This window comes from Bifidobacterium sp. N5G01 (assembly GCF_002742425.1).
Classification (GTDB): Bacteria; Actinomycetota; Actinomycetes; order Actinomycetales; family Bifidobacteriaceae; genus Bifidobacterium; species Bifidobacterium hominis.
The window spans coordinates 379737-392437 of the sequence record NZ_NJNP01000002.1; the positions used below are offsets into that span (position 1 = coordinate 379737).

Sequence of the window (12701 nt, forward strand, 5' to 3'; positions counted from 1 at the left end):
TTGACTTTTATATCTAACAGTTATTAGATATAAGAACTATATATCTTCCGGAACAAATCGTCAACTGTCGCAGATTTTCAGGCGTTTCTTAACTAACAATCATTAGATATATGTCTTCGGAAGGCTTACCGGTATCCATCCCACACCGGCGAAGGGAAAATCATCCGTTCGAAGATGAGCCACTCGTCATACAGGTCGATCGGCGGCTTGCGTGTCCACCGCAACTGGATGCCATCCATCGCCTCGATGCATTGCCGTACAATCGGCCGCATATTGTCCCATCCCCCGATCTGCGGCGGCAACTTCCATGCGAACTGCGAATAATGCTCCCATGTCAGATCCGGTCGGTTCTCGAAATACTCGTGCAGCGGATGGTCGGCGCTGAACGATTCGGTCTCCAGCACCATGTACAGCTGCAGCAGGCTGCGGCGTTGCGCGTTGTACCGGACCAAGAAGCGCAGATAGGCGGGGAACAACATGCCGTCCGGATCACTGCCGGGCAATCCGGATTTGGCGAAGTCGGCGGGCGTGCCCTGCTGGTCGTAGTTATCGGTGACCAGCAGCGACAGCAGCCGCTCCTTGTTGCCGATGTAGTGCAGCAGTCCAGGCTGGCTCATGCCGATGGCGTCGGCGATGTCCTTGAGCGACGTGCCGTAGTACCCCTTCTCACCAATCAGTCTGCCCGCCGCCGCGATAATTTCGGCTTTGCGCTCCTGCGGCGATTTGCGGATGCGCTTCTTCCCCTTATCTGTCATGATTCCCAGTCTACCGAATGGACATTCGGTAAGGATGTCGCATGTTGTCCGATTCACGGCCGACATGCGACACGGACCTATGCGAGTACGCCAATCGCGTCGACGTTCCACTCCCGCGCGTTCGCCAGTTTCACAGTCACCTCGTGGCGGCCGTCTTCCAGACCATCCACTCGCAACTGCGTGCGCAAGGACCCTTCGTTGGCCATCAGCGCCGCGTTCCCTCGTATCAACGATCCATCCACATACACGTCAACGCGCACGCCGCCGTCAGACGGGCCGAACACATCCACGCCCGTCCCTTCGAACGCGCAGGTCAGCGACGCACCGATCTGACTGGTCTGAGAAATCGAGCGCATATAGGTGAACATGCCTTGCCCGTTGAGATGCTGCCATGCTCCCGAATACCGCAGAATGCGGGTTTTCTCATCATCCCAACTCAATATGTGCATGTCATCGATCAACTCCGAGTAATACGGGCTAAATCCGGGAATGCGCTCCACCTTCAGGTTCGAGAATCGCACATGGTCGAAGCTGCTTCCCAAATCAACGCGTCCCGCAGTCTGTGGACAATCATCCATCCAACTAGTAAGTTTGTGACCATTAATCCAAACCGTAATCTCCGGACCTGCAACAGCCAAGGACAGTGTGAACCAAGTACCGGGTTGCATAGGAAAGACATGCTCGCCCAACACATTGTTCAAATCGGCGTAATGGCCACGCTTCTTCTCATCGCCATAGCGTCTGAGCAGCCAAACGCCGTCCGCGCGAAGCTTGAAATCGTATGCGCAGATGTCGGTGGTGAACTTGTTGCCGCCCATGTCACGGGCACCAACCAGCACGTACGGGGCGCGGCCGGGATATTCTTCAAAACATACGTCCACTGATACCTTGTAATTAGTCCAGCGCATATCGCCGATTGTGGTGCGCGGGTCTCCTTCAATCCAGGCATTACCCGCATGTATCGCATCGATCTGTTGACGCAAAGCATGGCCGTGTTGCGTATCGGGAACGATTTCGAACGCGCCATTCGAATCGTTCGTATAGCGTGCGGTCGCTCCATGGTTTCCACCACGGGATACAAGATAGTCACGTTCGGACAATGCTCCCTGTATGTATTCGGTGACGTTCCGCGGCACGCCGGTTCCGTCGAACGCATCGGCGTACAGCACGCCGTGTTCCGGATCGGCATCGAGCACTTTCCTGGCCTTTTCGGGAACCGTCGGGATCTTGCACGGCTCGACATCGTTCAATGTGGTGACGGTGACGATAGACCATGGCTCGACATGAATCTCATACGCGCCGTTTCGCATATCGGCATCGCCGACCTTGCGACGCCACTGGGCGCCGTATCCTTCCCCGGCCCGCTGTGCCTTCGTCCGCCATATGCCCAACGGCTTGCCGGCCGCTTCAAGACGCGCGTCCGCTATAATGCGGTAGGTTTTGGAGAACGCGGAGTCATTGACGATGACTGTGCTGAAGTCCTTGCCGTCCGGAGAGGCGAGCGTCATGTAGCTTGGCTCTCCATGCCTCGCGCCGCTGACGGGATTGTTGCCGCCGACCTCGCATCGGGAAGCGGATGGAATCGCGCGCCAAATCGTCGGCTCCGCGTCGGCTCCGGCGTGGCGTCCGGCGCATGGCTCCCATCCGAGGTTCGCGAATTTTGCGAAATGCTCCAACACCGCGCATCCGGCATCGTAATATATCCAGCCGCTCCATGGGTCGCGCATGGAAAGCAGTTCCTTCGACGCGTATTCCATGTGCTCATAGCATGCGCCGATCGCCGGCTGGTAGATGGCGTGCGTCCTCCGGGAATCCACGAATCCCTTGATCAAGGTGTTCGCCATTTCCAGCGGGCCGCCCGGGCCGCCGATGCCGGTGCTGGCATGGGCACCGAATGCGCCTGCGTCGAGCACTTCCTTCGGCAGCGATGCGCGCTCTTCGTCCGTCAGTCCGTCGCCGTTGGTGTTGTTGGGGCGATCGGCGGAATTGGAGAATGTGGCTTGTGCTTCGGAGTTCCATACTTCTTTGTCATATTCGTCAGCGAGCCTCTTGAAGTTATCTTCGGGATCATCTTCGACGGAGTAATGATAGCTGGCGATATCCATCGCCTGCAGATACTTAGGATCGGCAATCACATCGCCTGCGAATGTGCCGGTCACTTCCTCATCCGAAGTGATGATTTTGATGCGATGAAACAGTTCGCGTTCCTTGTCGGAATGCCAGCCGGCATTCGGATCGTCTATGCCATCGCCTTCGAAGCCGGTCTCATCGGTATGCACGCGATGTGCGAATTCGGCCACCCAATCCAGATCGGCGGTGCGTTCGTTGACGTCAGGGTTGACTGAATCCGCCATGATGCCGTATTCGCGGTATGCGGCCAGAATCGTGTTCTTGTACCAGCGGTACACATCGTCGTTGGAATGCACCCAGGTCGGCGCCATCCAACGCAGGAGGCTCACTTTGACATCCGGATTGTAGCGGCGCGCGTCGGAGGCGAGTTGGAAGCCGGGTTCGCTCGCAACCGCCGGATAGTCGTCGCGGTCACGCATGGACGCGATATTTGGTCCGGTCGAATTGTTGCGGTCATTGCCCATTTCGATTTTGACGGTGTTCATCAGCGGCTGTTCGCCGCCGAAGAGCGTCTCCACCATCCGCCAATATGCCACAGGCTGTTCCGCTTTGTAATCAAGGAGCAGGCTGGATGTGGCATTGCCCGAGAGCACGCCGAAACCCTTATAGGTCAAACCGTTACGGTTTCGCGCAGCGGTTTCCACCGCCGCACGCTCCAATCGCACTTCCACTACCGTGGGCCACATCGTCGCAGTCATCAACAATCTCCTTCAATCGTTTATTTCGTGTTGTCGTATGCAAAATTCAGCCGACCGCATGCAAATCAGATCGCGCAGGCTTTGCGCAATTCCTTTGATTGCGATCTTGCCCCCACCCATATCAGGTATCCCACCAGTCCAGTCATCAACATCAATACCGGCAACGGATAATGCGCCACCCCCCACACGTATATTCCCACGACCACGGCGAGACCCAATGTGATGGGCAGCTTGAATACCGCCAACAGCAGGCCGTTGCGCAAGAGCGCCGAAAACTTCGCCTTCGGAAATTCCACTGCCAATTCCAGCGACGTCATCAACGCCATCAACGCGATTACACCGATCGCGCATGCCAGAGCCATCGCATATACCCCCCAGCTGACCTGTGCCAGCAAGCGTGCATCATATGACAGCACGAACAGCAGCATCCCGGACGCGGCGCTCAACGCCAACGAACGTTTCCACAGTTTCGCATAGGCGGCGAAGAAAGGGCGGAACACCGCCACTCCAGCGTCCGCTTCGACATATGGGGCCGCAACCCACTCAGGAACACCTTCTCCGGATGAGGAAGACGACTTCCCCACGCCAGATTCCACCCCGGCAAAGTGTGACGGACGCAGAACGGGGTGGTCGCGATATATCGCGAACGCGGCGGCGATACCGGGAGCGGACAACGCAAGCGCGACGCACAGCCATGGATATGTTTCCGCCACGGGAAACGGCAGAAAACAGACCACCAGCAGAGGAGCGCATCCCGTCAGCACGCAGACCGACAACGCAAGCATCACATACACCGCATCCACAATGGGGAAAAACGCCTTCCACCGTGGCGAAGAGGTAGAGTCGTGTGAAGTGCGAGCGCTCATGCCCTACCCTTTCATTCCGGAGGTGGCGATGCCTTCGATGAACTGATTCTGCCCCAGCAGGAATACGATGAGGATCGGCAGCACGGACAGCACCGAACCAGTCATGATCATCGCGTAATCGGCATCATATTGGCTAATGAACGTTTTCAGACCGAGCTGGATGGTGTATAGATCCGGCGAACGCAGATACAGTAGCGGACCCATGTAATCATTCCACGTGTTGGTGAACGTGATGATGGACAGAGCCGCGATCGACGGTCCGGACAGCGGCAGCATGATACGTAGATAGATACCGAATTCGCTCATGCCGTCAAGTCTGGCCGCCTCCGACAGCTCGTTCGGAATGGTGTCGTAGAACTGCTTCATCATGAACACCCCGAATGCGCCGAATGCCTGCAGCAGGATGATCGACCAACGGGTGTCGTTGAGTCCAGCCAGCGACAGCATTTTGAATTGCGGGATCATATAAGCCTGCCATGGTACCGCCATGGTGGCCACATAGATCAGGAACAGCGTGTTTCTGCCGGGAAAATCGATTTTAGAGAATCCATATGCCGCGAATGATCCTGTGAACACCTGGAGGAACGTCACCACCACCGCGAAGAACAGGGTGTTGAGCAACCAGCGCCACATGTCGGCCTTGGCCCATATCTGCAGATAATGCTCCCAATGCCATGTCTTCGGAAACCATTGCACGGGAACCATGAATATCTCATTGTTGTCTTTGACCGAGCTGAGGAACATCCATACGAAAGGCAGCACGATGAAGGCGCTGATCAGCAGCATCAATGCGTATCCGGAGAATCTGGCGATCACGCTCATCACCGATACGGGCCGATGGTTGAACCCCTCGGCATCGACACGCGCGCCTTTCGTTTTCTGCGGCATCATGCGCGCTCCTTACGATTGTTGTACCAGAATTGCAGCAAGGTCACGGCCAGGCAGATGAAGAACAGCATCAGCGAGACCGTCGAGGCGTAGCCGAAATCCGCGCGCTCGAACGCGATGCGATATATGTATTGGGCCAATACCAGTGTGGAGATTCCCGGACCGCCATTGGTCATGACCAATGTCAGATCGAGCACTTTCAAGCTGGTGATGGTCAGCGTCACCGTCACGAAGAACAGCGTGGGACGCATGCATGGTACCGTGATCTTCCAGAACTGCTGCCACGCGTTGGCCCCATCCACCTCGGCGGCCTCATACAGTTCAGAAGGAATGGTTTGCAAGCCGGCCAGCAGAAGAATCATGAAATAACCCACCTCGCGCCAGGTACCGACGATGATGACCGCCACCATGGCCCAATGCGTGTCCGACAGCCATCCGGGAGGATTGTTCGTGAATAGTCCCAGAAATTGATTGATGATGCCCGACTTAGCGTCGAACATCATGCTCCACACCTGAGCCACTGCCACAATCGCCGTGATATAAGGGAAGAATGCGACGGTCCGGAAAAATGCCCGGCCCTTGATCTTCGAATTCAGCAATACCGCCAAAGCGAATGCAAATGCCAATGTCAGAGGGATATGCACGGCGGCATATAACAGTGTGTTGCCGGTGGCGGTGAGGAAGCTCTCATCGGTAAACATGCGACGCCAGTTCTTCAACCCGTTGAATTCCGGGTCGCCGAGCGCGCTCCACTTGGTGAATGATGTGTAGAACAGCGTGAGCACCGGTATCAACACAAGGATGGAAAAACCAATGAAATTAGGAGCGATGAAAATAAGACCGTTCCTGATATTACGGTTGCGCTGCACTTTGCTGTACTCGGAACGACTGTCGTTCACATTGTGACGCATATCAGCCGACTTCGATTCGGGATCCATTCCTCTCACGCACCTTCCTTGTACCGTTCGTCAAGCAGACCGGAGTTGATGATCGCCTTGCTGGCGGATGACAACGCATCATCCATGTTTTTCGTTTCCGAGAGTATGGATGTATGGGCAATATTCAATTCATCCTGGATGGTCTGGGTGGCCTCGCCCACCGGATTCTCGGGGATGGTCATCGAATCGGTGATGGCGCGGCGGCTTTCCTCATCCTTGGGCATTCCTTTCCGGGCCAAGAACCGATCGACGACATCATCGGACAGATATGCGGGCAGCGTGCCCGTATCTGCAAGCACCTTCGCACCCTCTTCCCCGCATGCCCATCGCACGAAATCCTTTGCCGCCTTCAATTTGGCGCCGCCAATCGCTCCGGAGACCGCGAATCCCGTTGGATCGCCGAAGCTCTTGGGGTGACTCGCATCGTCATGCGTACGCTGCGGGAGAACGGTGACGCCCCATTCGAATCGTTGCGCATCGCCACTGGACTGCTGATCCGTAAGCGGACCCATATACCAAGTGGCCATGGGAAGCAATGCAGCCTTCTGCATGCCGAACTGCGATTGATACGTTGTCTTTGAAGAAGAGACGGTATTATACGAGAGTGTCAATCCCTCATCTTGCATACGCAACATCATTGCGTAAACGGATTTGAGGTATTCGTAGTCACCACCGAAGAACACCTGATTCGCTTCGCCTTGATTCTGCTGGGCAAGCGCGAACCCCTGCGGGACCGATTGCCATGTGGTGTGATGGTACGTCGGGTAGGCGTCCTTATACCCGGCTTTGGGCAATGCGCTCTTCAGCCGCTTCGCAGCCGATTCGTAATCCTTCCATGTCCAGCTGCCATCCGGAACATCGATTCCAGCCTTATTCAGCATCGCCTTGTTATAGAACAGCAGCCACACATCCTGGCGGTACGGCAACGCATACACCGAGCCCCCCACCCGATAGCCGGAGATGCCGCGCATGTCTTTCGACTTAGCGAGACCAGCCGCAATATCATCCAACTTCGCAAGCTTCCCCGAATCCGCGTATGTGTAATACATACGCAGATTCTTTATCGGAAAGACGTCAGGCGATTTGGATGCGGACAAATCTGCGATGAGCTGCTTGTCGTAGTCGTCGGCGGAATATTCTTTCAGCTCGATATGCACCGACGGATGGGCTTTCTCATACGCTTTCGCAAGCACTTTGAATTCCGGTCTTGTCGCGAAAGTCCAGCCTGCCAATGAAATGGTCACGCCACCGGTTTCGCCCTGTTCAGAAGTATCCGGTACCGCGCCGCATGCGGCAAGGCCGGCAACCAGCACAATTGCCACCAGTGCCATAGCTCGCGCTTTCAGCGTTTTTCCCATCCTGCGCCTCTTCAGTCCATCCACGGATCCAATACCACCAGCATCATGTTTTGGCGACTCGCTCCTGAACAAGCCGCCAAAACAAATTCTATTCGTCAGAACAAGGTCTCATCGTGATCGTCCGCAGGATGCGGGGTGTAGGTGATCTCAAAATCATCATCTGCCGGAACCTCGGACTTATTGATCGCGCGATCCGACTTATGCACGGTGACGGTGCCATATGCCGGGACCTCGACCCGCTGCCACCGTGAGCCCTCACCGTTCACCGTCACAGCAGCCAGAATCGGCTTGTCCGTCGGGTTGTAGAGGATCGCGGACAAATCGCCCCGCTTGGTCACGAACGCAACGGAACCAAGCCCGCCTTTCCGTCCGTCCGGCGTGTAATTAGTCGAACCGATGCGACGGGATCCGACCGGAACATCCTGCCCATAATTACGCAGCATGAAGTATTCAAGGTTGCGCTTGACCTTGCCAGTCTTCGAATCAATCGTGATGACGCCACGACGTCCGGAAGTCCCCGCGTAGCTCGGGAAGCCCTGTTCGTCAAGCGCCATATTCCACAGGTTGATGAGCCCCACGCCGTTGCGGACCAGCCAGTTACCGATTTCCCCGAACATCACATGGCTCGCCTCGTCCACGGACTCGTCCAGCATGCACCGGCGCTCGGTCATCGCGGCCTTCCAACCAGGGAACTGGCGTGTGCCATTGTGTACCCATACCGGCAGACCGGAGTAGGTGTGGAAGGCCGCGCCCGCGAAGCAGGCCGCTTGCGCCGGAGTCATGTACTCCGAGGCCGGGCGCTGCCAGAACCGCAACGAATCATCGCCGAAGTAGATCTCCACGTCGGGGAAGCTCCGGTCGAGAGCCGGACGCAGATATTCCGCTCCCCATTTGGTGAGCTCTTCCGGAGTCCATACGGTGATCGGCCACGGGCAACCGTTGGATGGCTCGTTCTGCATGGTCACCGACGAGATGCGGATGCCGAGCTTTGCGTACGCTGCAATGAATTTCACGAAATACTGCGCATATACGTAATCGACGGTGTCTTGGTAGCGATATCCATTGCCGACATATTCACCGAGGCGCAGCCTTCCTGCTCCTGAAATACGATTCGACGTCTTCATCCAGGCGGGAGCGCTCCACGGCGAAGCCATAATCTTCACTGCCGGATTGATCGATATGATCTCCTGCAGCACCGGAACCACGTTCTTCATGTCTTTGGTGGCATCGGGAGCCCCCGGCTCGCCTTCACCGATCGAGAAATACTCCAGACCGGCGTCCGCGGCAACGCCTTCCGGCAAATCATCATAGGTGTAATACTTCTGGCTGGAGAAATCACACGCGCCAATCGAGATGCGGACCGAGGAGAAACCACCCTGCCGCGGATCGAACATCTCCTCAAGAATCGCATGCCTCTGCTCCGCCGTCATGGCATTCATGAACAGGGATGCGGACGAATCGGTGATAGCCGCGCCCGCCCCCTCCCACAGCTGGTATTCTTCGGTGGGATCGATGACCACCTCGGTTGCACCGGCAGCGGAATCAACCACCTGCGGCGTGTTGATGCGCTCTCTTCGCTGAGTCAGATCACCGGACGTAGCGGTCCAGCACTCATCACCATATTCAAATGCTGCGTTGGTCATATCTCTCCTTTGATGTTGGCGGTCACGCCATATAACAATGTCAAAAATAGCATAATTCCCAATTTTGCGCAATTTTAATCATTTTTGATCTATGAGTGATTATTTGTGATATATTGTTTCCGTCGGAATCATTGATCACTGAAGCTCAATTCAGCACATACTGGATTCCGACCAACAAGATGAAGAATACAGAAAGGGTGCTCATGACAGCAGCAACTGCGGCGGCACCTTCCACATCGGTCGTGGAAGATCCGCCATTCAAGAAAACCGAACCTATGGCATATGCCATAGGAGACATCGGCAACGGATTCTATTTCCAGCTCGTCACCAATTACGCGCTGATCTACATGACCGATGCGCTTGGCATCAACCCCGTCATCGCGGGCATGATCATTTTTGTAGGAAAATTGATTTCGGCGTTCACCGATTTCGGCACCGGAGTATGGGCCGACAACGCGCCGCTGCGCAAGGATGGCCGCTACCACTGGTTCGTCCGCACACTGCGCTATCCGCTGATGGCGGTCATCATCCTCACCTTCCTGCCGTTCGTCTCCAGCTGGCCGATGACGCTGCGCATCGTATACATCACCGTGATCTACATCCTCGGCGTCGCCTGCTACTCCTCGACATCCGCCCCGTACGGATCGTTCGCCTCGGTGTCGACGCCTGACGTCAAGCATCGTGACGAGATGGCCGCCGGACGTGGCTTCGGCTCGACCGCAGGCGGCATCATCGTGACCTTCATCCTTCCGCTGGTCATGTATACGACCGTCAACGGCAAGAAGGTCCTCAATGGACCTGCCCTCATCTGGGTGGCCATCGTCTTCGCGATCCTACTGTGGATCTGCTATGAGATTACCCTGCGCGGAACCGTCGAGCGCATCCGCGTGGAGAAGAGCGACAACGAGCACGTCCCGCTGCTCAAGTCCGTGAAGTACATGCTGTCCAATCGCGCCATGATCGCTCTGATGGCGGCCGCCCTGCTGCTGATTTTCGCGCAGATGTTCGCAGGCGCGGTGAACGCGTACCTCTACAAGGACTACTTCAACAACACCACCGCCCTGTCCATCCTCGCCTTCCAGAACGTGCCCGTGCTCATCGCCGCGCCGTTCATACCGTCGATCTGCGACAAGTTCGGCAAGAAGAAGGTCTGCGGCTCGCTGCTTGTGGTGACCACGGTCGTTTATGTGATCATGTTCCTGATGCACATCACCAATCCGTATGTCTTCGTCGCCATGTCCGTTCTGGCCATGTTCGGCAACGGCGTGTTCGGCCTTATGGTCTGGAGCTTCATCACCGACATCATCGATGACATCCAGGTCAAGACCCACACCCGCGAGGATGGCACCGTCTACACCGGCTATATGTTCGCGCGCAAGATCGGCCAGGCGCTGTCCGGTCTTCTACCGGCAGTCGTGCTGGCAGCCACCGGCTATGTGACCGCCACTTCGGGACAAGTCATCACGCAAAGCGCCGAGACGCTGAACAACATCTACGGCGTTGCCACGCTCGCACCGGCAATCGGCAATGGTCTCATCGCCGTCATCCTGCTGTTCTTCTATCCTCTGTCCGGTAAGGTTTCCAAGCAGAACGCCAAGATCCTCGAAGAGCGTCGACTCAAGGGCGAAATGTAAGAAGACAACCGATAACAAAAAAATGGAGGGCTGCCGCCCTCCATTTTTTGTTTGTCCACCTGTTATTTACCTATGCCTTCGCACATAGGCGATGACGAGATCGCCGACCGCCAATGCGGCGACAACCAAAACAATCGTCAAGAGATGCATCCGTCTTTCCTTTCATGAACAATGAAAAAATGGGGACCGCCCGCAAGCGGCCCCCAGTAGGTTCAATCACTCATCAGAACCCCACACCCTGACCTTGCCGGGAGCAACATCTCCCAGCAGATGGGTCGGAGCGGGATTCAGCTCGAATTCGTCATCATCGGGAACCAAGGACGTATTGATATCGCCATATCCCTTGTGGACCGTGACCGTGCCCCAAGCCGGCACCGTGACCTTCTGCCAGGAGCCGCCCTCGCCGTTAATGGTCACGGCCGCCTCGATGGACTCGCCAGTCGGATTGTAGATATGCGCCGCGACGTCCCCATTAGGCGCCAGGAACGCCACCGAACCCAAGCCGCCGGACCAGCCGTCAGGCGTGTAGTTGGAGGAACGCACCACGACGGAACCGGGTTCCACATCCTGTCCGAACGCCCTGAGCATGAAGTACTCGAGGTTGCGAATCACCTCACCGGTCTCATGCTGGATAGTCACCACGCCACGGCGTCCGGTGGCACCGACCTGATTGGGCAAGCCACGCTCATCAAGGGCAAGGTTCCACAATGCGATGAAGCTCTCGCCGTTGCGGACCAGCCAGTTGCCGATGATGCCGGACATGATGTGAGCGGCATCCTCAGGAGTTTCCTCAATCATGCAACGGCGCTCGGTCATGCCGAACATCCAATGGGAATACGAGCGGGATGCATTGAAGAAATTGGAATACGGCCCCTCGTAGGTATGCACGGTAAGTCCATCCACCGCAGCGGCCTGCTCAGGAGTGACCAAATCGCGGACCGGCCATCTCAGATTGTGGGTGGAATCATCATTGATGAAAATCCTCATCTCCGGGAACTTTTCGTTGAACGCCGGACGCAGGAAGTCGGCGGCGAACGAAGCCTGCTCCTCGAGAGTCCACATCATCGCAGGCCACTTCGGAGCGTTGGATGGTTCGTTCTGCACCGTCACGCCCCAGATCGGAATGCCGATCTTGCCCATTTCCTCGACATATTTGACGAAATAACGAGCGTAGCATCCTTCGAAGGAGTCATGCATCGGATCGAACCCATTGCCCGTCCACTCGCCGAAGCGCAACCGGCCGCCTTGGCACAGATGTCCGGTGTTCTTCATCCATGCGGGAGCGCTCCATGGACTCGCGATGATCTTAACTGCGGGGTTGATCTTCAGAATCTCCAGGACAACGGGAATGATGTGCTTGAAATCCTTGGTAGCGTCAGGGGCACCCGGCTCACCTTCTCCAAGGGAGAACTTGGTCAGCAGATTGTCATGCTCTCCAAAGGGAACATCATCATATGTGTAATAGGGTTGCGCGGCGGGCTCGCAGGATCCCAGAGGAATACGAATCACCGAGAAGCCGCCCTTGGCGGGGTTGAAGCAGTCATCGAGGAATGCATGTCGTTGATCCGCATCCATCGAATTCCAAATCAACGATGCCGCAGCATCTGTGATCGCCGCTCCCGCGCCGATCCATGGCTGCTTGCGGTCAGCCGTATCGATAACGATCTTGGTGGCATCGCCCGGATCATCCGTAAATGCCGGAGTATCCACGACATCACGACGTTGAGATAAGTCCCCCGACGTCGATGTCCAGAATTCTTTAGTGAAAGAGACCATCTATCACCACTTCCT

Annotated in this window: 9 protein-coding genes; 1 reads left to right on the top strand and 8 read right to left on the bottom strand. The window is 56.3% G+C overall.

Features of this window, described 5'->3' with window-relative positions:
- Positions 1-125 precede the first annotated feature (125 nt).
- The 7 genes from CE168_RS05235 to CE168_RS05265 all read right to left on the bottom strand — a co-directional run bounded on the left by CE168_RS05235 (position 126) and on the right by CE168_RS05265 (position 9276).
- Positions 126-755, bottom strand: coding sequence for a TetR/AcrR family transcriptional regulator (locus CE168_RS05235; RefSeq protein ID WP_099571412.1), 630 nt, complete (start codon positions 753-755; stop codon positions 126-128).
- 77 nt (positions 756-832) lie between these two features.
- The gene (locus CE168_RS05240) at positions 833-3583 is read right to left on the bottom strand and encodes a sugar-binding protein (protein ID WP_099571413.1); all 2751 of its coding nucleotides are present in this window, start codon (positions 3581-3583) and stop codon (positions 833-835) included.
- A 65-nt stretch (positions 3584-3648) separates the two neighbouring features.
- Positions 3649-4449, bottom strand: a complete 801-nt coding sequence (locus CE168_RS05245; protein WP_143433395.1) for a hypothetical protein — start codon at positions 4447-4449, stop codon at positions 3649-3651.
- A gap of 3 nt (positions 4450-4452) precedes the next feature.
- Positions 4453-5340 (bottom strand): carbohydrate ABC transporter permease, encoded by an 888-nt coding sequence (locus CE168_RS05250; protein WP_099571415.1) that lies wholly within the window; start codon positions 5338-5340, stop codon positions 4453-4455.
- Entirely contained in the window at positions 5337-6275 is a 939-nt protein-coding gene (locus tag CE168_RS05255) for a carbohydrate ABC transporter permease (RefSeq protein WP_099571416.1), read from the bottom strand. Before CE168_RS05255 ends, CE168_RS05250 begins: the two co-directional genes overlap by 4 nt.
- Positions 6276-6280: 5 nt before the next feature.
- Entirely contained in the window at positions 6281-7606 is a 1326-nt protein-coding gene (locus CE168_RS05260) for an ABC transporter substrate-binding protein (RefSeq protein ID WP_180753710.1), read from the bottom strand.
- Positions 7607-7728: 122 nt separating this feature from the next.
- Entirely contained in the window at positions 7729-9276 is a 1548-nt protein-coding gene (locus CE168_RS05265; RefSeq protein ID WP_099571418.1) for a glycoside hydrolase family 30 protein, read from the bottom strand.
- A gap of 203 nt (positions 9277-9479) precedes the next feature.
- On the opposite strand from CE168_RS05265, the gene CE168_RS05270 reads away from it, so the two are divergent.
- Positions 9480-10910, top strand: coding sequence for an MFS transporter (locus tag CE168_RS05270; protein ID WP_180753711.1), 1431 nt, complete (start codon positions 9480-9482; stop codon positions 10908-10910).
- 216 nt (positions 10911-11126) lie between these two features.
- Here CE168_RS05270 and CE168_RS05275 read toward each other — a convergent pair whose 3' ends face one another.
- Positions 11127-12686 (bottom strand): glycoside hydrolase family 30 protein, encoded by a 1560-nt coding sequence (locus CE168_RS05275; RefSeq protein WP_099571420.1) that lies wholly within the window; start codon positions 12684-12686, stop codon positions 11127-11129.
- Between the last annotated feature and the right edge of the window lie 15 nt (positions 12687-12701).